This is a genomic window from Mesorhizobium album, from assembly GCF_033977205.1.
Lineage (GTDB): Bacteria > Pseudomonadota > Alphaproteobacteria > Rhizobiales > Rhizobiaceae > Mesorhizobium > Mesorhizobium album.
Window position 1 is genome coordinate 60,337 of the sequence record NZ_JAVIIW010000021.1, and the last position, 26,228, is coordinate 86,564.

Annotated in this window: 28 protein-coding genes, 2 tRNA genes and 2 pseudogenes; 15 read left to right on the plus strand and 17 right to left on the minus strand. The window is 63.2% G+C overall.

The window, feature by feature from the left end; all coding sequences use genetic code 11:
* Positions 1 to 48: 48 nt before the first annotated feature.
* Together purN and purM are read right to left on the minus strand one after the other, a co-directional pair.
* Positions 49 to 756 carry a phosphoribosylglycinamide formyltransferase gene (gene purN / locus RFN28_RS18495; protein WP_320288762.1) on the minus strand — a complete coding sequence of 236 codons (708 nt, stop codon included), beginning with the start codon at positions 754 to 756 and terminating at the stop codon, positions 49 to 51.
* A complete protein-coding gene (purM, locus tag RFN28_RS18500; protein ID WP_320288763.1) occupies positions 753 to 1,832 on the minus strand; it encodes a phosphoribosylformylglycinamidine cyclo-ligase in 1,080 nt (359 codons plus the stop codon). The genes purN and purM overlap by 4 nt, the downstream gene beginning before the upstream one ends.
* A 371-nt stretch (positions 1,833 to 2,203) precedes the next feature.
* Here purM and RFN28_RS18505 point away from each other — a divergent pair, with 371 nt between their 5' ends.
* The 3 genes from RFN28_RS18505 to hdaA are packed head-to-tail and all read left to right on the plus strand — an operon-like array spanning position 2,204 to position 4,647.
* Positions 2,204 to 2,791 (plus strand): CDP-alcohol phosphatidyltransferase family protein, encoded by a 588-nt coding sequence (locus RFN28_RS18505; protein ID WP_320288764.1) that lies wholly within the window; start codon positions 2,204 to 2,206, stop codon positions 2,789 to 2,791.
* Positions 2,733 to 3,941 (plus strand): AI-2E family transporter, encoded by a 1,209-nt coding sequence (locus RFN28_RS18510; RefSeq protein WP_320288765.1) that lies wholly within the window; start codon positions 2,733 to 2,735, stop codon positions 3,939 to 3,941. Before RFN28_RS18505 ends, RFN28_RS18510 begins: the two co-directional genes overlap by 59 nt.
* A gap of 1 nt (position 3,942) precedes the next feature.
* A complete protein-coding gene (hdaA, locus tag RFN28_RS18515; protein ID WP_320288766.1) occupies positions 3,943 to 4,647 on the plus strand; it encodes a DnaA regulatory inactivator HdaA in 705 nt (234 codons plus the stop codon).
* 1,148 nt (positions 4,648 to 5,795) lie between these two features.
* Here hdaA and RFN28_RS18520 read toward each other — a convergent pair.
* Entirely contained in the window at positions 5,796 to 6,155 is a 360-nt protein-coding gene (locus RFN28_RS18520; RefSeq protein WP_320288767.1) for a sunset domain-containing protein, read from the minus strand.
* A 592-nt stretch (positions 6,156 to 6,747) separates the two neighbouring features.
* Here RFN28_RS18520 and RFN28_RS18525 point away from each other — a divergent pair.
* Positions 6,748 to 7,122, plus strand: a complete 375-nt coding sequence (locus RFN28_RS18525; protein WP_320288768.1) for a hypothetical protein — start codon at positions 6,748 to 6,750, stop codon at positions 7,120 to 7,122.
* Between the two features lie 36 nt (positions 7,123 to 7,158).
* On the opposite strand, the gene RFN28_RS18530 is transcribed toward RFN28_RS18525, so the two are convergent.
* Positions 7,159 to 7,311, minus strand: a complete 153-nt coding sequence (locus RFN28_RS18530; protein WP_320288769.1) for a hypothetical protein — start codon at positions 7,309 to 7,311, stop codon at positions 7,159 to 7,161.
* 887 nt (positions 7,312 to 8,198) lie between these two features.
* Between RFN28_RS18530 and RFN28_RS18540 the strand changes: the two genes are divergently transcribed.
* From RFN28_RS18540 to RFN28_RS18550, 3 genes are read left to right on the plus strand one after another with little or no spacing between them, the layout of a single operon-like run.
* The gene (locus tag RFN28_RS18540) at positions 8,199 to 8,384 is read left to right on the plus strand and encodes a hypothetical protein (protein ID WP_320288770.1); all 186 of its coding nucleotides are present in this window, start codon (positions 8,199 to 8,201) and stop codon (positions 8,382 to 8,384) included.
* A complete protein-coding gene (locus RFN28_RS18545; RefSeq protein ID WP_320288771.1) occupies positions 8,384 to 8,803 on the plus strand; it encodes a hypothetical protein in 420 nt (139 codons plus the stop codon). The genes RFN28_RS18540 and RFN28_RS18545 overlap by 1 nt, the downstream gene beginning before the upstream one ends.
* Positions 8,800 to 9,144 carry a hypothetical protein gene (locus RFN28_RS18550; protein ID WP_320288772.1) on the plus strand — a complete coding sequence of 115 codons (345 nt, stop codon included), beginning with the start codon at positions 8,800 to 8,802 and terminating at the stop codon, positions 9,142 to 9,144. Before RFN28_RS18545 ends, RFN28_RS18550 begins: the two co-directional genes overlap by 4 nt.
* A gap of 58 nt (positions 9,145 to 9,202) precedes the next feature.
* Here RFN28_RS18550 and RFN28_RS18555 read toward each other — a convergent pair whose 3' ends face one another.
* The 4 genes from RFN28_RS18555 to RFN28_RS18570 all read right to left on the minus strand — a co-directional run bounded on the left by RFN28_RS18555 (position 9,203) and on the right by RFN28_RS18570 (position 12,378).
* A complete protein-coding gene (locus RFN28_RS18555) occupies positions 9,203 to 9,718 on the minus strand; it encodes a hypothetical protein (protein ID WP_320288773.1) in 516 nt (171 codons plus the stop codon).
* Positions 9,719 to 9,902: 184 nt separating this feature from the next.
* Positions 9,903 to 9,979, minus strand: a tRNA-Pro gene (locus tag RFN28_RS18560).
* A 75-nt stretch (positions 9,980 to 10,054) separates the two neighbouring features.
* Positions 10,055 to 11,251: a flavin-containing monooxygenase gene (locus tag RFN28_RS18565; RefSeq protein ID WP_320288774.1), complete on the minus strand. Its 1,197-nt coding sequence runs from the start codon at positions 11,249 to 11,251 to the stop codon at positions 10,055 to 10,057.
* 158 nt (positions 11,252 to 11,409) lie between these two features.
* Positions 11,410 to 12,378: an NAD(P)H-dependent oxidoreductase gene (locus tag RFN28_RS18570; RefSeq protein WP_320288775.1), complete on the minus strand. Its 969-nt coding sequence runs from the start codon at positions 12,376 to 12,378 to the stop codon at positions 11,410 to 11,412.
* 295 nt (positions 12,379 to 12,673) lie between these two features.
* Here RFN28_RS18570 and RFN28_RS18575 point away from each other — a divergent pair, with 295 nt between their 5' ends.
* The 3 genes from RFN28_RS18575 (at position 12,674) to RFN28_RS18585 (ending at position 14,361) form a co-directional block, all read left to right on the plus strand.
* The gene (locus tag RFN28_RS18575; protein ID WP_320288776.1) at positions 12,674 to 12,979 is read left to right on the plus strand and encodes an ETC complex I subunit; all 306 of its coding nucleotides are present in this window, start codon (positions 12,674 to 12,676) and stop codon (positions 12,977 to 12,979) included.
* 124 nt (positions 12,980 to 13,103) lie between these two features.
* A tRNA-Arg gene (locus RFN28_RS18580) sits at positions 13,104 to 13,180 on the plus strand.
* A 266-nt stretch (positions 13,181 to 13,446) separates the two neighbouring features.
* Positions 13,447 to 14,361: a hypothetical protein gene (locus RFN28_RS18585; RefSeq protein WP_320288777.1), complete on the plus strand. Its 915-nt coding sequence runs from the start codon at positions 13,447 to 13,449 to the stop codon at positions 14,359 to 14,361.
* 124 nt (positions 14,362 to 14,485) lie between these two features.
* Here the strand turns inward: RFN28_RS18585 and RFN28_RS18590 are convergent, their stop codons facing one another.
* Entirely contained in the window at positions 14,486 to 14,956 is a 471-nt protein-coding gene (locus RFN28_RS18590) for a CatB-related O-acetyltransferase (protein ID WP_320288778.1), read from the minus strand.
* Between the two features lie 378 nt (positions 14,957 to 15,334).
* Between RFN28_RS18590 and RFN28_RS18595 the strand changes: the two are divergent.
* Together RFN28_RS18595 and RFN28_RS18600 are read left to right on the plus strand one after the other, a co-directional pair.
* Positions 15,335 to 15,514, plus strand: a pseudogene (locus RFN28_RS18595) (type II toxin-antitoxin system RelE/ParE family toxin); the annotation flags it as partial.
* A gap of 28 nt (positions 15,515 to 15,542) precedes the next feature.
* Entirely contained in the window at positions 15,543 to 15,851 is a 309-nt protein-coding gene (locus tag RFN28_RS18600) for a HigA family addiction module antitoxin (protein WP_040972222.1), read from the plus strand.
* A gap of 678 nt (positions 15,852 to 16,529) precedes the next feature.
* On the opposite strand, the gene RFN28_RS18605 is transcribed toward RFN28_RS18600, so the two are convergent.
* The 3 genes from RFN28_RS18605 to RFN28_RS18615 all read right to left on the minus strand — a co-directional run bounded on the left by RFN28_RS18605 (position 16,530) and on the right by RFN28_RS18615 (position 17,540).
* Positions 16,530 to 16,946, minus strand: coding sequence for a DUF982 domain-containing protein (locus RFN28_RS18605; RefSeq protein WP_320288780.1), 417 nt, complete (start codon positions 16,944 to 16,946; stop codon positions 16,530 to 16,532).
* A gap of 39 nt (positions 16,947 to 16,985) precedes the next feature.
* Entirely contained in the window at positions 16,986 to 17,231 is a 246-nt protein-coding gene (locus tag RFN28_RS18610) for a DUF982 domain-containing protein (RefSeq protein ID WP_040972227.1), read from the minus strand.
* Positions 17,232 to 17,342: 111 nt separating this feature from the next.
* Entirely contained in the window at positions 17,343 to 17,540 is a 198-nt protein-coding gene (locus RFN28_RS18615) for a hypothetical protein (protein WP_320288781.1), read from the minus strand.
* A gap of 437 nt (positions 17,541 to 17,977) precedes the next feature.
* Here RFN28_RS18615 and RFN28_RS18620 point away from each other — a divergent pair, with 437 nt between their 5' ends.
* Together RFN28_RS18620 and RFN28_RS18625 are read left to right on the plus strand one after the other, a co-directional pair.
* Positions 17,978 to 18,337 (plus strand): ArsR/SmtB family transcription factor, encoded by a 360-nt coding sequence (locus RFN28_RS18620; protein ID WP_320288782.1) that lies wholly within the window; start codon positions 17,978 to 17,980, stop codon positions 18,335 to 18,337.
* A gap of 215 nt (positions 18,338 to 18,552) precedes the next feature.
* Entirely contained in the window at positions 18,553 to 19,095 is a 543-nt protein-coding gene (locus RFN28_RS18625) for a cytochrome b (RefSeq protein WP_320288783.1), read from the plus strand.
* Positions 19,096 to 19,414: 319 nt separating this feature from the next.
* On the opposite strand, the gene RFN28_RS18630 is transcribed toward RFN28_RS18625, so the two are convergent.
* The 5 genes from RFN28_RS18630 to RFN28_RS18650 all read right to left on the minus strand — a co-directional run bounded on the left by RFN28_RS18630 (position 19,415) and on the right by RFN28_RS18650 (position 24,547).
* On the minus strand, positions 19,415 to 20,221 hold the full coding sequence (locus RFN28_RS18630; RefSeq protein WP_320288784.1) for an ABC transporter permease: 807 nt from the start codon (positions 20,219 to 20,221) through the stop codon (positions 19,415 to 19,417).
* Positions 20,222 to 20,223: 2 nt separating this feature from the next.
* On the minus strand, positions 20,224 to 21,057 hold the full coding sequence (locus RFN28_RS18635) for an ABC transporter permease (RefSeq protein ID WP_320288785.1): 834 nt from the start codon (positions 21,055 to 21,057) through the stop codon (positions 20,224 to 20,226).
* A 22-nt stretch (positions 21,058 to 21,079) separates the two neighbouring features.
* A complete protein-coding gene (locus tag RFN28_RS18640) occupies positions 21,080 to 22,192 on the minus strand; it encodes an ABC transporter substrate-binding protein (protein ID WP_320288835.1) in 1,113 nt (370 codons plus the stop codon).
* A gap of 81 nt (positions 22,193 to 22,273) precedes the next feature.
* Positions 22,274 to 23,368, minus strand: coding sequence for an ABC transporter ATP-binding protein (locus RFN28_RS18645; RefSeq protein WP_320288786.1), 1,095 nt, complete (start codon positions 23,366 to 23,368; stop codon positions 22,274 to 22,276).
* Between the two features lie 282 nt (positions 23,369 to 23,650).
* The gene (locus RFN28_RS18650; protein ID WP_320288787.1) at positions 23,651 to 24,547 is read right to left on the minus strand and encodes a LysR substrate-binding domain-containing protein; all 897 of its coding nucleotides are present in this window, start codon (positions 24,545 to 24,547) and stop codon (positions 23,651 to 23,653) included.
* A gap of 82 nt (positions 24,548 to 24,629) precedes the next feature.
* Here RFN28_RS18650 and RFN28_RS18655 point away from each other — a divergent pair.
* Positions 24,630 to 26,217 (plus strand): annotated as a pseudogene (locus RFN28_RS18655) (zinc-binding metallopeptidase family protein).
* The last annotated feature ends 11 nt before the right edge of the window (positions 26,218 to 26,228 follow it).

Here is a 26,228-nt window from a genome sequence, read left to right on the forward strand (position 1 = left end):
CTCGGCAGTTCAGGGGTAAGCGCCATGCTGCAATTCCCGGCCAAGGCCCTACGGCGTGATCCGCGCCAGCTGTTCGAGGTCGGTTTCCTCGCGCAGCGGGTCCGGCGCCATCACCACCGAGGTGGCGTTTTCGGCGTCATCGGCGAAATGGGCAAAGACGGTGTGGCCCTTTTCCATGCGCGCCTTGCCCTCCGCGACCAGCCCCAGCGCCAGCGGGTAGATCCGGTGCTCCACCTTCAGCACGCGCGCGGCCAGTGTGTCCTCATTGTCGCCGACCATCACCGGCACGGCAGCCTGGGCGATCACCGGGCCGTCGTCCATCTCTGGCGTGACGAAATGCACCGAGCAGCCATGGATGCGCACGCCGGCGCGGATGGCCCTGGCATGCGTGTCCAGCCCCTTGAAGGCCGGCAGCAGGGCAGGGTGGATGTTGACCATGCGCCCCTGCCATTTCTCTACGAGGCCGCGGCCGAGGATGCGCATATAGCCGGCAAGCGCCACGATTTCGGCGCCAAAGCCCGTGAGCGCGGCGTCGATCGCATCGTCATGCGCGTCCTTGCTTGCATAGTCGGCGCGCTGGATCACCTTGGTGGCGATGCCGCGCGACTGCGCGATGCCGAGGCCGGCCGCGTTCGCCCGGTCGGAGATGACGCCGACGATCTCGGCCGGATAGGTCGGGTCCGCGGCGGCCGCGATCAGCGCCGTCATGTTGGAGCCGCGCCCCGAGATCAGGACGACCGTGCGCTTCCTGCTCATAGGCCGATCGAGCCCCGATAGATCACGCCGGCGTCGCGGCGCGGCACGATGCGTCCGATCGGCGTCACCGTCTCGCCCGCTTCCTGCAGCACCGCTGCCACCTGCGCCGCCTGGCCGGAGGCGACCGCGAGGATCATGCCGATGCCGCAATTGAAGGTGCGCATCATCTCTTCCGGCGCGACGCCGCCAGTCTTGGCCAGCCACGAAAATACCGGCGGCACGTCGATCGCTTCCAGGTCGAGCTCGGCCGAAAAATCCTTGGGCAGCACGCGCGGGATGTTTTCCGGAAAACCGCCGCCGGTGATATGGGCGAGCGCCTTGATGCCATGTGTGTTGCGGATCGCCTTCAGGATCGACTTCACATAGATGCGGGTCGGTTCCAGCAGCGCCTCGGCGAGGCTGAGCTCCTCGTTGAAAGGCGCCGGATCGCCCCAGCCAAGCCCACTCGCGGCAACGATGCGACGCACCAGCGAAAAGCCGTTGGAGTGGAGGCCGGAGGAGGCGAGGCCGAGCAGCACGTCGCCCTCGACGATGTCGTCTGTGGGAAGCAGCTGACCCCGTTCGGCCGCGCCCACGGCGAAGCCGGCAAGGTCGTAGTCCTTGTCGTGATACATGCCGGGCATCTCGGCGGTCTCGCCGCCGATCAGGGCGCAGCCAGCCTGCCGGCAGCCGTGCGCGATGCCGCCGACGATTGCCGCGCCCTGCTCGGGGTCGAGCTTGCCGGTGGCGAAATAGTCGAGGAAGAACAAAGGCTCCGCGCCCTGCACGACGATGTCGTTGACGCACATCGCGACGAGATCGACACCGATCGTGTCGTGCTTGCCGGAATCGATGGCGATCTTGAGCTTTGTGCCGACGCCATCATTGGCCGCGACCAGCACCGGGTCGGTGAAGCCGGCGGCCTTGAGGTCGAACAGGCCGCCGAAACCGCCGATCTCGCTATCGGCACCCGGCCGGCGCGTCGCGCGCACCAGCGGCTTGATCTTCTCGACCATGAGATTGCCGGCATCGATATCGACGCCCGCCTCGGCATAGGTGAGCCCATTCTTGCGCTTGGCCCTGTCGCCCTTGCTCATTGTCGGCTCGTCCCTGTTTCCATTGCGGGCTCTTCGCATGAATGGTTTCGAGGAGCAAGGATGACGCGCGGGTGAGGGAATTTGTTCCCCGGGGAAAAGCGCGGTGATTGGCGAAGGCCGAGGCGACGGCAAATCTCCCTTCCCATGCGGGTCCGATGCGGGGGAGATATCCGGCAGGACAGAGGAGTGAAGGAACGCTAGCCTACCGGTATCGGTCTGCCGGTGCAGGTGAAAAAACTCCCGGAGACGCCAAGGACAGCACCGCTTGCCAAGCCCGCAAGGGGGAAGACTGGCACCTTCAGCGCCTCGCTCTTGCGCCAACCTCTCATCTCCATCATCTATTTCCCAACAAAGCCACGACGGGACATCACGTGACCATTCCCAACATGATCACGATCATGCGGCTCCTGCTGGTGCCCGCCGTGGTGCTGGCCATGCTGCAGGCGCGCTGGGAGTGGGCTTTTGCCGGCTTCCTCGTCGCCGGCGTTTCCGACGCCGTCGACGGTTTTCTCGCCCGCCGCTATCATTTGTTCACGCAGCTCGGCGCCTATCTCGATCCGATGGCCGACAAGCTTCTGCTGGTCTCGGTCTTCGTCGTCATGGGCTATGCCGGCGAGTTGCCGCTCTGGCTGGTGGTGACCATGGTCTCGCGCGACGCGCTGATCGTCTGCGCCGTGCTTTTGTCGAGCGTGATGGCGAATCCGGTCGAGATGAAGCCGCTCTTTGTATCCAAGGTGAACACCGCCGCTCAGATCGTGCTGGCGGCGCTGGTGCTGGCGGAGCTTGCCTTTTCCATCCATCTCGATCCACTTCGGCCGGCGCTCATCTTGCTGTCCGGGGTCTTGACCGTGGCTTCGGCCGCGGCCTATCTCGTGGCCTGGCTAAGGCATATGAGCGGCAATGGCGAAGGCTCCCAGACGAGCAACACCAAGTCGGGCAGTTCCAAGACGGGCACCTGAAAGCGAAGCCTGGACGGCCGCGGCATCGACCGCGTTGCGCCGCCAGATCGCGTTCTGGCTGATCGTCGCCGTCCTTCTGGCGCTGTTTCTCTACGTCTTCTCGGGCATCCTGCTACCCTTCGTCGCCGGCATGGTGCTCGCCTATTTCCTCGATCCCGTCGCCGATTGGCTGCAGCGGCTCGGCCTCTCCAGGCTGATGGCGACGGTGGTGATCCTGATTGCCTTCATTGTCGTCGTCGTGCTTGCCTTCGTCATCTTGGTGCCGGTGCTGGCGACGCAGATGGCCGATTTCGCCCGTAAGCTCCCGGAATATCTGACCCGCCTGCAGTCGCTGATCACCAGCTTCGACCCGAAATGGCTGGAGCAGCGTTTCGGCGTCAATGCCGCCAGTCTGCGCGACGGGCTGAACTCGCTGCTCACCACCGGCTTCGGGCTGCTCACCACCGTCTTCACCTCGATCTGGAGCTCGGGCGTGGCACTGGTTTCGGTGGTCAGCCTCTTCGTCGTCACCCCGGTCGTCGCCTTCTACATGCTGCTCGACTGGGACCGTATGGTGGCCGAGGTCGACAGCTGGGTACCTCGCGACTATGTCGAGACGGTGCGCATGCTCGCCCGCGAAATCAATACCGCCACCGCCGGCTTCGTGCGCGGGCAGGGCACCCTCTGCCTGGTGCTTGGCGCCATGTATGCGACCGGGCTGACGCTGACCGGGCTGAACTTCGCCATCCTCATCGGCTTCTTCGCCGGACTGATCTCCTTCATCCCCTATGTCGGCTCGCTGACCGGCCTGGTGCTTGCCGTCGGCGTCGCCTTCGTCCAGTTCTGGCCGGACTGGACCATGGTGGTGTTGGTGGCCGGCGTGTTCTTTGTCGGCCAGTTCATCGAGGGCAACATCCTGCAGCCGCGGCTGGTCGGCAAAAGCGTCGGCCTGCACCCGGTCTGGCTGATGTTCGCGCTGTTCGCCTTCGGCGCGCTTTTCGGCTTCGTCGGCCTGCTGATCGCGGTGCCGGCCTCCGCCGCGATCGCGGTGCTGGTGCGCTTCGCCATCGCCCGCTATCTTGAATCGCCGCTATACAAAGGCCGCGCCACGGAGCCCGCGCCGTCGCTTCCCGCGGATCGCGGCGGCGGCCACCGTTCGCAGCGTGATTGACATGGCCTCTGAGCGAACCGACCCGCCGCGCCAGCTGCCGCTCGATCTCGGCCACGGCACCGGCTATTCGCGCGACGAGCTCGTCGTCTCCGGCACCAACGCGCAGGCCGTAGCCCTTGTCGACCGCTGGCCGGATTGGCCCTCGCCGGTGGTGGTGTTGGCCGGCCCCCCGGGCTCCGGCAAGACGCATCTTGCCCATATCTGGCAAACACAGACGCAGGCGATCGCCATCGCTCCCGACAGGATCGGCGATCACATTGGCAGGCTTGGCGCGAGCCCCGCGCTGATCGACGATATCGACAAAGGCCCGATCGACGAACAGGGCCTGTTCCACCTGATCAACACCGTGCGCAGCGCCGGCTCCACGCTGCTCCTGACCGCGCGGCGCTTTCCTTCCGCTTGGCGTGTCGCGCTGCCCGACCTCATCTCGCGACTGAAGGCGGCGGCGACGATCGAGATCCACGAGCCGGACGACCTTTTGCTTGCCGGCGTCATCACAAAGCTCTTCGCCGACCGCCAGGTCGAGGTCGAGCCGCACGTCGTGCAATATCTGGTGAGGCGCATCGAGCGCTCGCTGGCGACCGCCATGCGAGTGGTCGAACGCCTCGACCGCGCCGCGCTCGAGCGCAAGACCCCCATCACCCGCGCGCTCGCCGCCGAGACCGTCAGCGCCATGGACGAAGGGCAGGGCGAATTCGATATTTAGAGCCCCTCCTTCTCCCCTTTGTTTGGATTGGGAGAAAGTGGCTGAGCGAAGCTCGGCCGGATGAGGGGTGTTCCAGGGAACGCAGACGTCTCATTTCTTCCAGCTCCCGTCATCCGTCTCGGCGCTGCGCGCCGATCCACCTTCTCTCACAAGGCGAGAAGGAAGAGTTCGCATCTGTCCCATTCCGGGACGGCTCCGTTGGCATCCAGCTTGCACCGTGAGACACGCCGGTTGATCCCGGTCCCGATCGCGTTCCAGATCGGGTTGTAGGCTCGCCGGGCTTGAGGTTGTTGGGGACTCGCCCGGCGGGTTTACGGTCGCTTCCGTATGCGAGGATGTTTCGGCGCGACAATGCTCGATCGTAGCCGTTGAGGGCGGCCTCGAGGTGTATCCTGCTTGCGGTGAATTTCCCGAGGCAGAAGAGACACCAGCCGAGGGCGCGTCGAGCTTCGACTTGGATTGACCGATCAGTACCCCGGTCTGCCACCTCAAGGAGTTGTTCGCCGATTTCTCGAGCCGCTTGAACAGGTCCTCGCACTTGGTAGTACGACTGCAAACCTCGAAGGGCAGCCGCGAGCTGGGGGGTCTCCGATAGTCTGGCATAGTAAACGCGCTCGCGCGTAGATGTGCTCAGCCTCCGAAGCGGCCCAACCTCTGATCGCGGTCAGCGCAGTGCCAAGCCCGATCAAGAGCGAAGCCTCTTGTTGCTGGCGCTGGCGCGAGGAAGGAAGGCTCATGATCGCAGCCAACGCTTTTCGGAAGTGAGCTTCCGCCTCGAGGTTTGCATAGCGGCTCAGCGCTCGTTCGCCGGCTGTTTGCCAGTAGTCTATAGCGCGCTCTTTGTCTCCCGCGAGGTTGAGATGCCCAGCTATCAGCTCCGGTTGCCGCTCGGCGAAATCCGGGAACTGAACAATCAGCGCCTCGGCGGCCCGCAGATGATAGCGGCGCCGCGAGCTTCGAAGCAGAGATTGGTAGGCTGCCTCCTGAATGAGTGCATGCTTGAAAGAATATGAAGCCTGCGGAGGAATACCACGCTGTAACAGAACCTGACGGTCGACCAAGTGGGATAAGGGGATAATCCGCTGGCGTGTAGACCGGTACCGCCGGAAGCTGCCGCCTCTCTCTCGTCGCGGCGGCGGCATCGCGTTTCATCGCCTTGCCTTCCTCCAGCCAGCCGAGCGCGCCTCAGCCTCGCTACAGAACCACCGCTCGCCTTTGAGCAGATTGATGCGCGTCTCACTGTAATACTCCTGGCCCGGCACATGGTAGATGCGCTCGCCACCGTAATAGCTGATGTTGCCTTTGATGTTGCAGCCGATGCCGAGATAATTGGAACTCGCAGTCGGCACTATAGTAGTGCCGTGTGTGATGAAATACTGGGTGGCAAAGGCGGCAGCAGCAGCCACAGTCACGATGACCAGCCGCGTAGGCGCGTTGGAGCGTCGTCCGGTGCGGTTCCTGCGCCGGCTCGCCTGGCCCGCTCCTTGAAAGCGATAAACCTTGCCCACGCCCTCTCTCCCCAGCAGGAGAATGCGTCTGAAGCAACTAAGAGTCCAGAGACGGTTTAGCGTGCACGTCATGCGGGCGCTGGCGCGGGCCTTCTGAGCACGCGCCTCTCCCTGTTTACCAGCCGATGTAAGACTTCTGCGGAGCGGCTATCAAATATACGCACTCGTGCTAATTTAATGACGCTCTGGGGAGGATGTAGGGGAAGAGCGGGGGCATATCTACATGCTGGTCATCTGTGCTGGCTGCGCGACCGTGATTAGTTCGAAGACGCCGAATTGTCCGCAATGCGGCCAAGAAAACGTACTGTTTGAATCTCAAATCTTCTCAGAACCCGTGTTCGGAAGCATTGAGAAGCAACTTCAGTCCGAACGGGTCGAGAGACTATTTCTCACGACGGTCATTGGCATCTTTGGCGCCGGAATGTTGACGGCAGTGATTATGATCGTCCACCAGGTTACGTCTGGTCTCGTCCTGCCTAAGTAGGACCAAGGCGAGGTTCGACACGCTCGCGGTCAGCCGGCGATCAGTCTGTCTTGCCTATAAGTCGAGACTTATGCATTATCCGCGCACTCCCCGACATCGGAGCGCTAAATGCGTGACAGCGAGCTTACGGAACGTCCCGGCAAGGGCTGGACCCCATGGACATCGGGCGCGCCACACGGCCGGATCGATGACGTATGGTGGGCGGCTCGGGTGCTCCACTTCCCCAAGCTCAACGTCTCATGCTGGTTCGACGGCTCAGATCTCGTCGCGATCGAGCATTGGGGATATCGTCGGCCGCAATGGTGCATGAAGAAGAAGCCGGCCGACTGGACGCCGCTGCCCGAAGTGTACAGGCTCGAGCGGGAGCGTGGGCAACAGGAAGCCTTGGAGCGCTGGCGGGCAGAAATGCAGGCCCGCAATCTGGAGCGGCTTATTCGGCTCGGGGAGAAGCGTGCAGAGGCGTTAGGCCTGCGGCCGGTGTAGGAGAGCGGCCGGCGCAGATCGCGCGCTGGCGGGTCGCTATAAGGGGCCGATCGCGCCTTCCATCAGGAAGGCACCCAGCGCGCTTATCAGTGCCTCCGCGCTGTCCTTCTCGAGGTGAAGTTCGATCTCTTCGTCATCTTCTGTGATCAGCAGCAACTTGCCTATCAGCGGGTTGCGCGAGATGACCACTATGTCGTCATTCCTGATAGTCGGCTTCCCTGGCCATAGATCCGATCCTTCCTCTTTGATCGCGCCAGCATGCAGCGGGTCAGCGAGAAGCGCCAGAGCGCGAGAGGCGCATCGCCCGTGTAGGGACAGCGGCGAGAGAAAACGCGCGTTGGCGAGCGGCCCAGCGACCGGGGCTGGGGTGGCTCGGGTTCGGCCGCCGGGCCTAACCGGCGAAAACGCCGCGGTCATTTCGCCGGCTGGGAAGATTGTAGGCCGGTCAGGCATCGCGGCTAACTTGGTAAAACGGCTGTGTTCCGGGGCCATCAAATCGGATGTGCCGCTACGTCGGTTTATCTCTCAACGGCGCCTTTCGCATCGGCGACACATAGTCCCTAACGTTTCGGCTCAAAGCCCTGTTCGGCCATGCACGCGCGGAAGGTGCTGCCTGACGCAACCGCGCCGGCGATCCATAGTCGACCTGCAGCAACTTGCGTCTCGGCCGCGCGACCATTGCAGATTGCTTTGGCTCGCTCGAAACGTGCGTCATAACTTCCTGTTGCGATTGGCCTCCACTCGCTTGACGAGCTGCTATTGCAGCCAGCGAGAATGCCGAATGCTGAGAGCATGCAGATGCTGCGTACCGTGAACATGGCCTCTCCCTCCTATTGACCGTCAAGCCTTCCTCAGCCTCACACCGGCGCCGCCTCCGTTCTCGGGGATGAACTCGACGCCGGCTGCTTCGAGGGCACGACATACAGCATCAACATTGTTGGCCATACCGACGGCAGGCCCTTCGCTGCCTTCCATTCGCTTGATGGTAGGTACTGACACCCTCGATCGTTCGGCAAGGTCCTGCAGCCAAGTCCAAGCGCCTCAAGGCGCGCGCAAACCAGATAATCAAGGACGAAGTGAAATCAGCCGCTGAGATGATGCGCCTCGTCGATGTCCTGGCTGAAGAGCTGGGTAAGGCCTTGGTGAAGATCCATGGCGGCCGGGCGAGGGCGGATGTCAGCCACGAGCCTGCATATGTCCTCGTGCGGCTCTACCCGGTCCACGAGCCGGTTTCGCAAGCCTCACTGCGGAGGGCTGTCTGATGACCATCATCACCGGAAGATTCTCCAGACGCTCCTTGCTGCTCGGCGCCGCTGCGGGCTCTGTCCCTGCCATAGCGGGTGCTACGCATCAGATTGGGCCGGCAAATTTTCCGACCCTGCCGGCCGCGCCCGCCGACCCGCTCGCCGAGGCTATCGCCGATTACTACGCCGGGACGGCGAGGTTCCATGCCATCCCGAGCGACTCTATTACCATGGAGAACGAGGAGGGCTTCGTACAGGCGACTTACGGGCCGGCTTTCGATAGGCTGTGCGAGGACTGTCCGCCGGCGACAAGCGTTCGCGGTGTGGCAGCGGCGATCCGCTACACGCTCAAGGAGGATTTGCTTTGCTCATGCAGCGCGGAGGGCGTTCTGAAGGCGGCGGCGCTGGCCTTCCTGGAAAGAGAGGATATGTCATGACCGACAAAAAGCTCCTGCGGCTGGAGGCGAAGCTGAACGCCGCGAGCAAGCGCTGGAACAAGGCCACATCCCGCACGGCGGCGGCAGAGGAAGAGGAGGATCGAGCCAAGGCGGAGGGGGATCGCGCCAAGGTCCGCCGGGAGAAGGCAGAGGCGAAGGAGGAGAAGCGGGCCGAGGCCTTCGGCCGTGCGCGCGATCGGCTCATGAACACAAGGGCGAAGAGCCTCAAGGGCCTGCTCGCGAAGGTGAGGGCAAGGGAGGTCGATTATTGCGACGACGAGGTCCTTGAAATCGAGTTCCTGAAAAGCCTCGTTGCCGACATCAAGGCCATGAGGATCTGAAACCGCTCACGCTGAGCATTTTGGCCCGGCTGCTATGTGGCCGGGGCCGTCCCACACATCATAGACCCAAGACTGCAGTCAAGAATTGGCCGTGCAGGATTGTTGCTGCACCTAACGCGATGCAGAGGGCTGACAGCACGCCGGCGACGATACTTACGATATTCGTGACATCTAGGCCGCGGACATATTTCCGATCTCCGACCCACTTCGCCGGATCCCAAAGCATGTCATAGCGAGCTTGGGCCATGTAGTTGAACGAATGCATGGACCAATTTACCCAAGCGCAAAGCCCGGAAACCAAGGCCAGAAGCAAGCCGAACACAAAACACCAAACCGGGATCTTGAACGACTGCAGCGCATTTGTGGCTTGGGCAGCGGTTGCATTGTTCAAGAGTGAGAACATTCCAAACAAAGCCCCGGAATGCACGAGCACGAGCGAACCGATCAGCCAGCGCCCCCATTCAGCCGCGACCTGAAAGGTGGCGCGCTGCGATTCCTTGAGGTCATTGTAAACGGCCAGCGCTGCGGCATCCCTGCCCATCATCGGGCCGGATGAGCGATTGTCTTCCGCCATTTTCTAGCCCTTCGAATTGCACGATTCGCTAGATTCCATCGTCGCAGGAAAGAGTTGGCACGGCAATTGGCGGTCTGGCCCGACTGCTACGGCCGGGCTTTTCTGTTACCCGATTCGTTACCCCTGCCGGTTATCGCCGCCATTTTGCTCGGTAGGGCTTCAGGCTAAGGCATTGATTTTTAAGTGGTCGGAGTGGCGTGATTCGAACACGCGACCCCCTGATCCCAAATCAGGTGCGCTACCAGGCTGCGCTACACTCCGACGCTCGCGGCGTATAGGGTTCCGTGGCCCGGAAGGCAACCCAAAAACGGAGGCGTGGCGAGCGGAACTGTCGCTTCAGCGCTTCAGCCTTGCCACCTTGGCGGCGATCGCCGCACCCTGGATGCGGGCATTGGCAAAGCAGCCGCGGATGCTCGGCCGCATGCCGGTGAACCAGAGGCCGGGCAGCTTCGGATCGCCGGCGGCGCCGTTGAACAGCGGCACGCCCTTGGCGTCGAGCACCCCGAGCCTGCCGACCATCGCCTCCAGCCCGGTGCGGTAGCCGGTGGCGGCAATGACGACATCGGGCGCGATTGCGTGGCCGTTCTCGAGAACCACGCCGTCATGCCTGAATTCCCGCACTTGCGGCACGACGATGATGCGGCCGGCCTTGATCGCTGCGACCGCGCCGTCGTCGGCGGCGATCGCGGTATAGTCCGAGCCGAGGCGGCTGGCGCCACCCGATGGGGCAGGGGGCAGGCCGAATTTCCTGAGATCGCCGAAGACAAGCCGCTGCGTCGCCGCCATCACCGCATCCGCCAGCCTGACCGGCAGGCGCGCCATGAAGGGCGAAAAACGATGCACGGCAATCTTGCGGATGCGCTTCGGCAGCAGCGCGGGCCCGTTGCGCGCCGAGAGCCACATCTGCCCCGTCTCGACGCCGGAAAGATGGTTGAGCGCGTCGAAGCCGGAATTGCCGGCGCCGACCACCAGCACCTTCTTCCCGGCATAGTCTGTCGCCCGGCCGAAATCCGCCGAGTGGATGATCCGGCCAGCAAAATCCTTCATGCCTTTCCAGGCGGGAATGAAGGGTTGGCGGTCGCGTCCGGTGGCGACCACCACGTGGCGTGCCGCCCGGGAGCCCGCGCTGGTCTTCACCAGCCAGTGGTCGCCGCGGGGTTCGATTGCCTCGACGACGACGCCGAAGGCGATCGGCAGCCGGTGCGTCGCGGCGAAGTCGTTGAAGAGGCGGATCACCGCGCTGCGGTGCGGAAAGGCGGGCGTGCCTTTCGGAAAGGAAACGCCGGGCAGCGTCGAGAGGTCGCGATGCGTGTTGAGATGCAGGTTCTCGTGGCGGTGGTGCCAGGGCTCGGCCAGCCGCCCCTCGCGCTCGAGGATCTCGGTGGCGACCCCGGCCTCGATCAGCGCGTGCGCCGCCGCCAATCCCGCCGCGCCTGCGCCGATCACGATCGCACCTTCGAGGATCGCCGGCTCGCCGGTCCAATCCGCCGAGATTTCCGCTTCCATGCCCACTCTTGTCTTGGTCGTCGTCATGCCCCTCAAGTGGCACGACCGTGTATCCGACATATGCCGCCGGCAAGGCAATGGGAATAGGCCATGGTTGCAAAGGCCCCGGCATTGTGTCGCGGATGGGAGTTGAGTGGCTAAGGCGTCTCGGTACCCAGATAGGGCCGGCCGAACGCAAACGCGCCTCAGTGAGCCGGGTCGGCGTGGCGATGCACCAGCTTGAACGCGCCGTCCTCCAGCCGGAAGATCTCCGTCACCCGTAACGTCATCTCGGCCGGCTTGTCGCTCTTGCCCATGCGCGCCTTCGCATGCTGCAACCCGGTCCAGAAGGCGAGATCGCCGCTCGCGGAGGCCTGCAGCACCTCGAGATCGGTGCTGCCGCCCTCGTGGAAGGTCGCCGCATCGCGCTCGTAGCGGCCGGCGACGGCGTCGGCGCCTTCGAGATGGTCGCCGCGCGGCGAGAAGAAGGTGGCGGGCTCGCTATGCGTCACGATCGCTTTCAGCGATGTGGGGTTGCCGTTGACATAATCCTCGGCGATCTTCTCGCGCTGCTTCATGAAGGCGTCGAAGGACGAGCCGCCCGGCCGCACGGTCCTGATCCAGGTCTCCAGCGCCTCTATGTAATCTTTCAGGAAGGCGGCCGTGTCGCTGTTCTTCACCGCGCCGCTGTCGTCGAGCAGCTCGGCGACGTTGCCGATATAGGCTTCAGGCTGCTGCATCACCGGCATGTCGAGGAAGACGAAGGTCTGCCTGAGCGCCTGGTTGGAGCCGAAGGCGCCGATCTTGCTCGGGCTGACGCTGACGATGCCGGCGGGCAGGCCCTTGAAGACGTTTTTGCCGTAGGGTCGCGAGCCGACATCGAGCGCGTTCTTCAGGCAGCCGGGGATAGAGCGGTTGTATTCGGGCGTCACGAACAGAACGGCGTCGCACTCTCTGATGGCGGCGCGGAACGCCGACCATGCGGCGGGCGGCGCATCGCCGTCCAGATCCTCGTTGTAGAGAGGCAATTCGCCGATCTCGATGAAGCGGCAACGCAGCGAATCCGGCGCGCGGATAGCCAGCGCCTTGGCGATCTTGCGGCTGAAGGATTGGGCGCGCAGGCTGCCGACAAGAACGGCCAGCTGCAGCACGGGATGTTCGGTTGTCATGGTCATGGCGGATTGTCCAGGCTTGGTGACGGGATGGCGACGCTTCACGGGGAGACACGACCGACTTGCCAGCCTTCGACCAATGGCTGGAGCGGCCGGGCTGTCGCCTGACTTTCCGTTAATGTCCGGGCCGGCGCGAGGTTCCGCCCTCCGCTAGCCGGGTCGTGGCTGCGTACGGCCTTGCCGCCGGCGCCGTTGCACAGTATTGACGGGCTGGCGCGCGCTCTCAGGCTCCAATGCGGGTTTTCGGACGGGCGTCGCAAAAAGGGATGCCCGGTCTTCGGGCGGCAAAGAGGTGGTCATGTCCGCGCGCATTTTCAGCCCAGCCAAAACCGCGATGCAGTCCGGCACGGCCAAGACCGGCCACTGGGTGCTGGAATTCGATCCGGCCGAGCGCAAGAAGATCGACCCGCTGATGGGCTACACCTCGTCAGGCGACATGCTGAGCCAGGTACGGCTCACCTTCGATACGAGGGAAGAGGCGGTCGCCTATGCCGAGAAGCAGGGCATTGCCTATCGCGTCGAGGAACCGAAGCAGCCGAAGCGCCGCCAGATTTCCTATTCGGACAATTTCCGCTATGACCGCAGGACGCCCTGGACGCATTAAGCAATTCCAGGAAAAGTGCGCAGCGGTTTTCCGTTCGGAATTGCGTAAACAAAGATCGGAGCGGACCATCCATTTTGGATAGAATGGCTCCGCATAGTGATATCAGCCGGCCCGGCCGGCCAGCGGTCCCGTAGCTCAGCTGGATAGAGCACCGGCCTTCTAAGCCGATGGTCGCAGGTTCGAATCCTGCCGGGATCGCCATAAATTCAAGGGTTTACCTCCTGCCTATTGAAAAATTCCAACTCGGAAAAGACCCGAGTGGCCGAGGCTTACGCTGCACTGACAGCCAAATCTGTCTATTTCGCCTGCTGGTTCGCGCCTGATCATCCCGCCCTCCATCGCGACGGTCGGGCTCGTGCAGGCGCTTGGACTTGTCCGGCTGCGATCCTCGCCCAGCACAAAAGTTCTAGTCTCAACCAATCCGATACTGTAGAGAGCGCTTCCGGACGAGTTTGCGGAGCGGAGGATTGGTCAACCTGAAGCATATCGAGCGGTCGATTCGCAGAAATCGCCTTGTTTGGGCGATGCTGCAATATCGTGATCTTCTGGTGTATCGTCGTTTTCGAGGGCGGGATGTTGAGAGTGGGCGCGCTTTTGCGCGGGAATTGGCAAAGACGGGTGGGGACAACTTCTGCTTTGCCGTCGGGTTCAATACGCCTTGGGTCGTCGATGTGCTGACCAAAGCATGGGTCACCTATTCGACCGATGTGATGTTGGTTGTTGTCGACAACTCGTCGTCGGTCGCCGCCCGGAAAGCGCATCAAGAGATCTGCGCAAAGCGCGGCATTCCATATCTGGGGCTTCCGAAGAACCCTGAAGCCAATCCGGCCCGATCGCACGGCATCGCGATGAACTGGGTCTATTACAATATCGTGCAGCACCTCGAGCCAGAAACGTTCGGGTTCATCGATCACGACTGCTTGCCGATCGAACCCTTTTCTCTTCGTGGGCGGCTTGGGGACAGGGCGGCTTACGGTTGGCGACGCCTCCCTGGAAGCAACTACTACTTCACACAGCCTGTCGATGACCCGGGCTGGTTCCTTTGGGCGGGGCTTTGCTTCTATCAATATGCTGCCGTAAGCGACAAGATGATCGATTTCCGGCCCACCATGGAAAGGGGCATGGATACCGGCGGCGGTAACTGGGCTCCTGTCTACTCGAAGTTGCGGTCCGAGAACGTTGGCTTTGCTGTCGAAACGCAGACGCTGATCGACATCGATGGTCACATGGTGGGCTACCAGACCTTCGATCGCGCCTTACTTCACATCGGCGGCGCCTCATACAAGGGGCTCTCCACCCAACTCGACTATCGCCAGAAGCTCTCAGATCATATCTGGGACACCTATCTTGGCGGGACGCAGGATCGCCTATTCGCAGTCTGACAGGCTGCAGACATCGACATCCGCATTGGCTTAAGCATGGCCATCGCCTCCATCGTCAAGAAAGCGTTGGTAAGAACTTCAATATCACGGAGGGAAATTGGGGGCACGTCTTTTGGGCGTGGACTTAAGCTACCTCTTTGATGTGGCGAGAGATAAAGGCCTCAATAGGCCCGGTCAGGAAAGCGGCCTCCTGCTTTATCTTTTCGTCATCCCATTCCCACCACTTGATCGCCAGAAGCTTGTTGATCGTTTCTTCGGGAAACCGGTATCGGATAACACTGGCCGGGATGCCTCCGACGATCGCGTAGGGTGGCACGTCTTTCGTCACCACGGCATTGGCGCCAATGACAGCGCCATGACCTATTTCGACGCCTGACAGGATAACGGAGCCGTGACAGAGCCACACATCATTGCCTATGGTAACGCCGCGCTCTCTCCCACCATTTGATGCAGGTTCCGGCCTCGCCAGGAGATTTAGGTTGATCGGGTAGGACGTGGCGCAATCGGTAGAATGTTGCCCGTCGCACATAATCGTCACGTCGCGAGCAACCGAGCAGAAGGAGCCTATGCTCAGAGGCGCCTGCTCTGATGGCATGAATACACTCTCTTTCGATAGTCCATAGGTGTGCCGCCCGACCGTTACGCCTACGGGCGGTCTATAATGCGGTGGCAAAAGCTTCTTGCTGCGAAGCCAGCTGGACAGTCTCGACACTTAATCCCCACCCTGAAACCTGTTTTACATCGCAGACCCAATGGCCCAGGGAAAATTTAATGGCAACCAGATATTTCGTTGACCGCAATGGGGCCCACGCAGATTCGGAATTTTGTTGAAATCGCAACGCTTTCCTTCGGCCTTCTAAAGTCGACGGTCGCAGGTTCTAATCCTGCCGGGATTTGCCATTTCTGTTAGTTGTCCGCGGAGATTTGGGGGATTGCGCTTCGAAGATTGCCGGCGGTCCCTGTACGCTTGTTGCTTGACCGTCTCGAAGCCTCAGAACGGTCTGAAGACATGAACCTGCCAGGTTTTGATTTCCATGCTTTGAAAGGCTTCGACCCGATCCGCTACACGGTCCATGTGAATGGCCCGTGGCGCATCACATTCGAACTCGACGGCAAGGACGCCGCCCGCGTCGACTTCGAGCAATATCACTGAGGCGGACAGACTGGAGAAGGTTCTGTCTATGAGCGAGCACAAGCCGAAGCGTCCGATTGAGCGCTGCCCGTCCCACCCGGGAGCGCTGCTTGAGGACATCATCCCGGCAACCGGAAAGACCAAGGTGGAGATTGCCAGGCTGCTAGGCATTTCGCGGCAGCAGCTTTACGACATTACCCGCGAGAGGAAGCCGGTGTCGCCGGCCGTCGCGGCGCGGCTCGGAAAGATGTTCGGCGACGGCGCCGCCATCTGGCTGCGCATGCAGGCCGCCTATGACGCCTGGCATGCGGAGCGGGAAGTGGACGTGAGCGCCATTCCGACCTTGCACGCTGCATAGAGTACAGAAACCCGCGTACGGCAGGCCCGGGTCCATGGCAGGACAGAGCACCGCCCTTCTAAGCCGATGGTCGCAGCCTCCCTGCCGGTTCGCGCTGCGCACACCTGTCTCGAATGGTCGACGACGACATGCAAGCGATCGTTCCCGAAGTGATCGCTGCTGTGGAGTTGAGCGCCTGACCGGCAGGCTTGAACCGTGCTTGTTCGCTCGATTGGTTGGGAGCGCCGGGACAGTCCTGTGGATAGTAACCTCCCGTTCACCACGACCCGGCCTTTGCGTTGAAGGCGCATGTCCGACTCGCTGAAATGAAAGGGCCTGAACAAGAGGCGCCCCGAAGCCCAGCGGCCGACGTTTTCATGTACCCCGCGAGATGCGCTCTCGACGCTCTCGAGTATGCGTCGGCCGCTGCTTTCCTCAAGCAATTTCAGGAAAAGTGCGTAGCGCTTTCCGTCCGCAATTGCGCGGCGCAAAATCAAGCCCGCCCCGGCGATGGGCAGCCGGAACGGGCTCTGCTTGGGTCTGGAACCTCGTAGTCAGGAGACTACAGGGAAGAAACAGGTCGGCGGCTGCAATGTTCCGAAATTTTTCCCGTTGCGGCCGCCAAGGGCAATGCCCTGGGCAACGCGAGCTTATCCGGGTGCCGGTTTTCGGTCCCGGATCGCGTAGCGCTGAACTGCCTTAGCACAGCAGGCCGGCGGCCTTCGCCGCCTTGCGCAGGGTTTTGCGGGCTTCGACGGGGCTTCTCAAGCCGTCGAGCGCGTCGCGGCAGACGCGGTTGGCCGACCGCCAGGCGCGGTCGCGGGCCCGTCTTGGCCAGCGCTGGTCGAGGCATTCGATCGCCTCGAAACAGCTTGAGACCTTGTGTTGTCCGCTTGGCTCGAAATCGATCACGACCGGCTCGGAAAACCAGACGTCGTTCATCACATCCTCCGTTCGTATAGTGGTCTTTTGATCGGCAGCGAGCGCCGGCTGGCGCCCGGTGGGATGCGGGTCCGGGACGATGGCGGACCCGCGCATCAACCATCCACCGCCGATAATGTTCCGAAGAATTTTCACGATCGGCGATGCGCCGCCCGGGCCGGCTTGCGGGCCCACTCCGCCGGCGGCGCGGCGCCAAAGAACGCGCGCCTTTGTCTATTCAACCAGCACATGCGCTTCGCGCGCGGCGCTGATGAAGGCTTCCCTGGCATTGTCGGGCGGAACGTCGCCGCTCATTGCCCGGCGGCAGGCGCGCAGCGCCGCTCCGTGCAACGCGCTGCCGGCGTCGCGCCACTGGCCCGTCAGCAATTCCGCGGCCTGCTGCGCGTTGGAAATATGCCGGATCGAGCCCGCCACGCCGACGGCCACTTCGACCGGCCTGGAAAACCATCCCTGGATCATCGAAAAACCCCTGATGCGTTGTGAGCGGATCAGAAACGCGCGACTGCCCGGCTGGTTTCATCCCGATATTTCAACAGGATGTGAGCAGCACGCAGCGGACACGGTTCTATGCTATCTGCCCAGCGGCTGGCGGGACAGTTCAACAAGTTCCGCCTCGTCGGTGATGCCGGCCATGTAGTTCGCAATGATGCGCGAGGCGCGCGCCTCTTTCTGCTCTTCGGTTTCTCCGGCCACACGACCGCTCTCGAAGACGCGGCCAAACATGGCCGTCTCGGCGGGTGTGAATGCGTTTCGTGAAGTAGCGGACATGGCCTTCTCCCAAGCCTTTGTCCCCCTCTTTGTGCTCCGGCTAATGTTACCACGAATTGCGAGCCGAGGTGAGTCTCGGGAAAATGCCAACGACGCGCGTTCCGGGCATCACAAGTTCTTCGTTCCGGCTTTCACCCTGGATTTGACCGGCGCGGTGTCTATCTTCGCTATATTGTTGCCGAAACAACGAAGCGCTGGTACTCATTAGCGGCGCGGAATTATTCCGAGTCTGCGCCTACTTGCGCCCCGCAGCAACGCGGCGCATGCTGTCCGAGGCCAATGTCCCGACGTGGTGGCAACCGGGTTACGAAGGGATTTGGTCGAATAAAGAAGCAGGGCAGGTTCCGATTCCGTGTCGGAGCAGGCCCACCAAATGCTCTGGAACTCTGAAGCCATTGCCCCCATGGCCTCGGAAGAGCATGAACATGGGGAAATTGATGGTCACGAAGAAACTTACCGCCAACGCAGAAAGCGCGGCAGCCTTTCTTGCGGTGATGGGCAACGAGAAGCGTCTGCTCATCATGAACTACCTGGCCGAGGGCGAACTGTCGGTCGGCACGCTCGCCGACAAGGTCCAACTCAGCCAGTCTGCGCTCTCCCAGCATTTGGCCAAACTGCGCAGGTTTGGCCTGGTCGACACCCGCCGCGACCGCCAGATGGTCTACTACTCCTGCAAGTCGTCCGCGGCGCGCGAGCTCCTCGCTCTGCTCGACGGGCTGCTGGCCATGGAGAGGCCGCTTGCCGGCCCGGCCCGGCAGGCTCTCGTCGAGAGGATGCGGCGCCCGCAGGCCGCCTGATCGGCAGCCGCCAAGCAGGCGAGGCCCAGGGCCTTCGCCTGCGTGGCGCCCCTGGAGATGCAAAAGATGGCAACGGGCCGTGCGTACGGCGCCGGACTGTTTTCTTCGTGCCAACTCGTCAATTGGTCAATGCTTACCAATTCTTAATTTAGCGGTCACAAGTCTGCCTGGAACGCGCCGGAAACAGGGAACCTGTCCGAACGGAGCTGCATGGCATGGCCGACAATAAAGCTTACACCTCCGCCCAGAAATTCTTGCACTGGGCGCTCTTCGTCCTCGTCGTCCTGCTTTATGCGCTGACATATGGCGAAGAGTTCTATCCGCGTGGCGATCCGGCAGTCGACGCCATTTGGCGGCTGCACATTTCCTTCGGCCTTGTGCTCGCTGCGTTTGTCTTGTGGCGGGTGGCCCTACGGGGCGTAAAGGGAGCGCCATCTCTCCCGGCCGAAATGTCTGGCCCGGAGCGGGCCGCCGCGAAGATCGGACATTTCGCCCTCTATGCGCTGCTCGTCGCGATTCCCGTGCTCGGCATCCTCCTGACCTGGTTCAGGGGAGATGCGTTGAGCTTCTTCGGCTTGTTCACGATACCCGCGCCGTTCGCGCCCGACAGGGCGACCGCGCGGACCGTTCGCGAGCTTCACGAGCTCTGCGCGAACGGCATATTGATTGTGGCCGGGCTACACGCCCTGGCCGCGCTCTATCATCAGTTCATTTGCCGGGACACGGTGATGGCCAGGATGCTTCCGGGAGACCGGTAGGCCGCGGCGGACCGATCGTCATGCGCCGGTTCGTCTCCAGGCCTCGTCGGTGCGTTGCCATCACTTTTGATTGAAAGGCGCTGCGCCGAAGAGGCTGTGGAAGCCAGCAAGGCTTTGATAATAAACTTCTTTTTCCGGAGCGCCTCGCTCCCGCCTGAGCAAAGTTTACGGATTTGTAAATCGCCCTCCGGATCTCCAGTGGCTAATCTTCATGCGATCCATACCCCCGGATCACAAGGGGCCGAACTTCCACTTCGGCGCCTTACGAGGCCCGTCGCTCCCGGCGGGCCTCTTTCATGTGGGGCAGGGATCGGACGCCTTACGCCGCAGCGCGCCGCCGGGTGACCACGCTGCGCACGACGAGCACCAGCACGGTGATGATGATCAGGATCACCGAGAGTGCCGCGATCGCCGGGTCGATGTTGTCGCGCAGGCCCATCCACATCAGGCGCGGCAGCGTGATTGCGTTCACCGAGGTGATGAACAGCGTCACGCCGATCTCTTCCCAGGACAGCACGAAGGAGAGCAGGGCGGCTGTGACGATGCCGAACTTGATGTTGGGCATGATGATGCGCGTCGCGCGTTCCCATACGCTTGCGCCGAGGCCGCGCGCGGCAAGGTCGATGCGCCGGTCGAGCTGGCTGAGAGAGACCAGGATCAGAACCGTGGCGAAGGGCACCGTCATCACCGAATGCGCCATCGCGACGCCGAGCCAGGTGTCGTAGCCGAAGATGGAGCTGATGCCGGAGACCGAGGTGAGCAGGAAATAGAGCGTCACCGCCGAGACCACCGGCGGCACCACCATTGGCAACAGCACGAAGCCGACGAGGGCGGCGGTAAAACGCGGCTGGAACATCCACACGCCCAGGCTGAAGGTGAGCGCCAGCGTGGTGGACAGGAGACTGCTGACCACGCCGATCCGGATCGACAGCAGGATGGAATCCAGCCAGCGCGGGTCCTCGATCAGCGAGCGGTAGTGGCGCAGCGACAGTTCCCCGGTCGGCATGGTCAGCATGCGGCTCGGCGTCAGCGACACCGGGATGACGGCAAGCAGCGGCAAAAGCAGGAACAGCGCCACCAGGACGGCAAGTGCCAGCGAGACGGGGCCGGGACGATAGGTGGGCACGGCTACACCAACTGCCTTGGCCGCACATAGCGGAAGAGCAGCGCCATCAGCGCGCCGACGAAGATCACCAGCACCACGCTGATCGCAGCACCCAGCCCCCAGTCCGGGCTCTGGAAGATGCGGAGATATATGAGCTCCGCGATCATCACGCTGCGGCCGCCGCCGAGGATGGCCGGCGTGACGAAGAAGCCGAGCGAGAAGACGAAGACGATCAGCGCCGAGCCGATGATGCCGGAGCGCGTCATCGGCACGAACACCGTCCAGAAGGTGCGCATGCGGCTGGAGCCCAGCCCGCGCGCCGCAAGCAGCACGCGCTCGTCGAGGCTGCGCATGGAAGACGCCAGCGGGAACACCGCGAAGGGGATGAGGAAATGCGTCATGCCGACGACGACGCCGAACTCGTTGCGCACCAGGGTCAGCGGCTCGGAGATGAAGCCGATCGACTGCAGCCAAGTGTTGATCAGGCCGCGGTTGGACAAGAGCGCCACCCAGCCGAAGGCGCGCGTCAGCACCGAGATCCAGAACGGCACCAGAATGCAGAATTCGGCAAGCACGCGCTGCAGCGGGCTGCCGCGCACCCAGACCACGGTGATGGCATAGGCGGCAGTCACCGACACCACCGTGACGATCGCCGCGATGCGCAGCGTGCGGATGAACACCGACTGCACCAGCGGGTCGCTGACCAGCGCGCCGTACTGGCCGAGCCCCGGCGTCGGCAGGGTGAAGCTCCACTTCACCACGCCGAGGAAAGGCCAGGCATAGGCAATCACGAGGAACAGGAGCAGCGGCGCCATCAAAAGCGCCGCGCCCATCCTGTCGGAGAGGGTGCCTCTCATGTCAGCTCACATCTCGACCCGATCAGGCGGAGATGATCTTGGTGTATTCGTCGAGCGCCTTGCCGTAGTTCTTGGCGTACCAGTCCATGTCGAGCGGAATTTGCTTCTTCATGTTGTCCGGGTCGACCGGATTGATGCGCTTCTTGTCGGCCGGGATCAGCGCGTCGGCCGCCGGGTTCGCCGGGCCCTGGCCGAGCTTTTCGAACATCACCAGTTCCTTCTGCGGATCCTGCGTGCTGGCGATGAACTTCATCGCCGCTTCCTTGCCGCCGGGATTGTTCTTCAGCACCGCCAGCGCGCCGGGCGAGATCAGCCCCTGATCCCAGATGAACTTGATCTGGCCGCCCGAGTCCTGCTCGATCAGTGAGGCGCGCGTCGACCACACGATCGCCATCGAAGCCTCGCCGTTGAGCAGCACGCTCTGGCTCTCTGCGCCGCCGCCCCAATAGGCGACGACATTTTCCTTGAACGCCGCGATCTTGTCATGCGCGCGCTTGAGGTCGAGCGGATAGAGCGAGGCCGGCGCGACGCCATCGGCGAGAAGGGCTGCTTCCCAGCTCGATACGCCCCATTTGTAGAGCGAGCGCTTGCCGGGGAATTTCTTCACGTCGAAGAAGTCGGCCATGCCGGTCGGCGCGTTGGAGCCGAATTTCTGCGAGTCGTAGGCGATCACATAGGAGAAGAAATAGGTGGACGCCGCATATTCCCAGCCGAAGCCCGGCCGCATCTTGCTCTTGTCGACGATCTTGTAGTCGATCGGCTCGAGCATGCCCTGGCCGCCGAGCGTGATGGCCGAGAACGGGTCGACGTCGACCAGGTCCCAGGTCGGCGCGCCGCTTTTGAACTGCGCGGCGATCGCGCCTTCGGTCGGGCCCGAGCCGTCCATCTTGACCGGGATGCCGGTATCCTTGGTGAAGGCCTGGCCATAAGCCGCGTCGTAAGCAGTGATGGCGTCGCCGCCCCAGTTCACCAGCACTAGCCCTTTCGTCTCGGCTTGAGCCTGGGTCGAGCGCAAAAGCATCGGCGTACCGGCAAGCACGAGGCCGGCAAGCTGCGCGAACTGCCGGCGCGAGATCTCGCCGCGCCTGGCCCTGGCGGAGAGGGATTCGATCGCCTGTTTGCGGGTGTTGTTCATATCGTCGTTCATGTCAGTTCCCCTTGTTTTTCATTGATCTGGTCCGGAAGCCGGTGCGGCGATTTCAGGCCGCAGCGGTGCTCATTGTCCTCCTTCCGGGAGGAGGAAGCCCTTTTCCGCCGGCCAGGTCAGCCAGACGGAATTGCCTTTGCTGAGTGCCGCCGCCGCCACCTCGTTCGGCACCGACACGGTGACCTTCGCGCCCTGGCGGGTGGTGAGGTCGAGCTTGGTCGCCGCCCCCAGATAGGTCGAGGCGATTGCGGTCGCGGCAATGCCGTTCTCGCCGGCGGCAGCCTCCGGCGCGATCGACATGTGCTCCGGCCGGATGGCGAGGATGGCGTCGCCCTTGATCGCTTCGGCCTTGCAGCGCATGTTGACCGCGCGGTCTTCGCACAGGCCCGTCGCGCCATTGTCGGCGGGCATGACGCCCTTTACCGGCAGCATGTTGATCTCGCCCAGGAACTCGGCGACGAAGCGGTTGGCCGGCCGGTCGTAGACCTCATCGGGCCGGCCGACCTGCAACAGCTTGCCGTGGTTGAAGATGGCGACGCGCGACGACAGCGCCAGCGCCTCGCTCTGGTCATGGGTGACGAAGACGAAGGTGGTGCCGGTCTCCTGGTGCAGCCGCTTCATCTCGGCCTGCATCTGGCCGCGCAGGCTCTTGTCCAGCGCCGAGAACGGCTCGTCGAGAAGCAGCACGCCCGGTTCGAACACCAAGGCGCGGGCCAGCGCCACGCGCTGCTGCTGGCCGCCGGACAGTTGCGCCGGCAGCTTCTTCTCGTGCCCCTTGAGGCCAACGCGTTCGATCATCTCGCCGACGCGCAGCTTGATCTCGGCGGCGGATTTCTTGCGCACCTTGAGCGGGAAGGCGATGTTCTGCTCCACGCTCATATGCGGGAACAGCGCATAGCCCTGGAACACCATGCCCGCTGCGCGCTGCTCGGCCGGCCGGTCGGTGATGTCGGCGCCGTCGCTGAAAAGCCTGCCTTCGCTCGGCTGCACGAAACCGGCGAGGATCATCAGGAAGGTGGTTTTGCCGGAGCCCGAGGGTCCGAGCAGTGTCAGGAACTCACCGCGGCCGATATCGAGCGTCAGATCGTCCAGCGCCCGGAACGAGCCGAAGCTCTTGCCGATCCCGTTCGCCTTGATCTCTGCGGCCCGGCCGGGTTGCTGCATCCTGCCTCTTCCTTGGGTCTCGGGCGAAATCGTAGGCACGCCGGCGGTTCACCGCAACCGAATAGTTTTCGCCTGATCGGCAAATTTGATTCACGTTTGGGGGAGGATGGAGCGCTAATCTCCCCCCTTGAGGGGGAGATGGCCGCGAAGCGGTCAGAGGGGGTCGTCTTACGTAGATCGCCGGCGCCGTATTTCTTCGCGTAAGGCGTTGGCGTTTTACGTGCGGCGATCCCCTCTGTCGCCTTCGGCGACATCTCCCCCTCGAGGGGGGAGACTAGCGCCTCAATACTTCGCCAGCTGGTTCTCCGACAGCTTCGCCCTCAGCCAGTCGCTGAAGGCATTGAGCACCGGGTGCCCCGCCTTGGCGTGCTCGAAAACCAGGTAATAGGAGCGCGGCGAGGGGACCGAGGCCTCGAACGGCTTGACCAGCCGGCCCTCGCTCAGCGCGCGGCGGCCGGTCAGCTCGTCGCCCATGGCAATCCCCTGGCCGGCGATCGCCGCCGAGAAGACGAGGTTCATGTCGGAAAAGAAGATTCCGCCTTCGGTGTCGGGATTTTCCACCTTGGACAGCGCCAGCCAGCGCGCCCAGTCCTCGGTGTCGCTGAGATGCAGCAGATTGGCGCGCAGCACGTCGGCGGGTTTGGTCAGTCCGCCGACCTTGTTGAGCAGCGTCGGGCTGCAGAGCGGCGTGAAGGAAACTTCGCAAAGCAGCTCCACCGCGCGGTTCGGCCAGTTGCCGACGCCGAAGGCGATGAAGGCGTCGGCCTCCGGATTGCTGACGTCGTCGAGCCGCCGCGGCGTCAGCACCGAAAGCGCAACGTCCGGATACATCTGCTGGAACTCGCCGATATGGGTGCATAGGAACATCGAGGCGAAGCCCGGCGGGCACGAGATGCCGAAGGAGCCGCCGACGCCGGCGCCGCTGTTCTGCGCTCCCGCGTCGCCGAGCACTGTGAGCGCCTTCCTGACATCCGCCGCGTAGCGCTGGCCGCGCGGCGTCAGCGCCACGCCCTTGCCGATGCGCTGCAGGAGATCGAAGCCGAGCTCGCGCTCGAGCAGCCTCAGCTGATGCGATACGGCGCTGCGGGTGAGGTGGAGCTCATCGGCGGCGCGCCAGACGCTGCCGTGACGAGCAAAGCTGTCGAGGGCGCGCAGCGCCTGCGTGGACGGTATTCTCAAGAGGCCTCAGGTGAACCGAATTTGCACGAGCCGGGAAAACATATCACTTTTTGATGGGCCGCTTCACTGCTTTCTTTGCGGCATGGAGGAACCGGTGACGACTTCCGCGCAGGAAACCGCGCTTGCCTGTATCGACGGCATCCAGCCGCTCCTGTCGGCCTGGACGCGTACCATCTTCGACTTCGGCGAGACGGCCTGGCGCGAGTACCTGTCGGCGGCCTGGTATGTCGAGCGGCTGAAGCGTGAGGGCTTTTCGGTCGAGGAAGGCTCGGGCGGCATGCCGACCGCTTTCTGCGCCCACTGGACGAACGGCGAGGGCCCGACGATCGGCATGTATGCCGAGTATGACGCCGTGCCCGGCAATTGCCAGGACGCCACGACGGTGAAGCAGCCGCGCGCCGGGCTCGGCATCGAAGCCGGCGGCCACACCGATCCGCATTCGGGCCTCGGCATCGGCAGTCTCGGCGGCCTGCTCGCCGCCAAGGCGGCGATGCTTGAGCACGGCATCCAGGGCACGCTGCGCTTCACCGGCGAGCCGGCCGAGAAGGTGAGGGGCTCGAAGCCGATCCATGCGGCCAAGGGCTATTACGACGGCCTTGCCGGCATGATCTCCTTCCATCCCTTCTACATGCTGCCGCTCTGCAACACGGCGCGTTGGGACACGCATTGCGGCGCGGCCTATGCGATGATCTACCGCTTCGTGTGCGACGAGCCCGAAAACTGGGCGCGCGCAAGCGATGGCGCGCCGATCCCGCAGGCGCATTCGGCGGTGCGGGCGCCAGGCGCCAACGACGCGCTGATGATGATGTACATGGCCTCCAAGGCGCTGCGCGATTCCATGCTGACGCACCAGGGCGGCTGGTCGATCAGCGAGGCGATCCTGACGGCGGGACAGGCGACCGCCGACAATCTGCCGGCGGGATTGGCCGAAATCCAGTACATGATCCGCGTGCCGACCATTGCCATGGCCGAGCAGGTGACCGCCGTGCTCGACCGCAACGCGGAAGCGGCGGCGAAGATGAGCGGCTGCCGCTACGAGCGCCACTGGGTGTCGAAGTCGCGGCCGGGGCTGGCCAACCACGCCATGGCGGAAATCACCTACGCAGCGCTCTCGACGGTCGGCCCGCCGCAGTGGAGCGAGGAGGCGAGAGCGATCGCCCGCGAAATCCAGGTCAATGCCGGCGGTAAGGCGACCGAAAATCCTTTTATCGAAGAGCTGGAGCGGCTGATCACGCCGCAGGAGGCGGAGGCGATCCTGCGCCGCGATCTGCCGCCCTCACAGGTGAACTCGACCTCCGACGACTACACCGACATGAGCTGGCACGCGCCGACCGCGCGCTTCTACGTCGCCCGCCCGGCGCTGCGTTCGGCGAACGGCCACGCCTATCCGGCCTGGGTGATGAACGCGCTGGGCGGCATTTCAGCCACCATCGACCCGATGGTGATCTGCGCCTCCAAGACGGTCGCGCTGACGGCACTGCGCCTGCTGGAAGACAAGGCCGCGCGCGACGCCGCAATGGACGAGTTCGTCGCCCGCACCGGCGGCGGCGTTGGCGGCTCGAACTGGATCGCGCCGCTTTGCGACTACGAGCCGCCAATAAACTTCCGCTGGCCGGAATATGTCACCACCGCACGGGCGCGACTGGTGGATCCCGGCTGCCAACGCATGACAAATATCAAA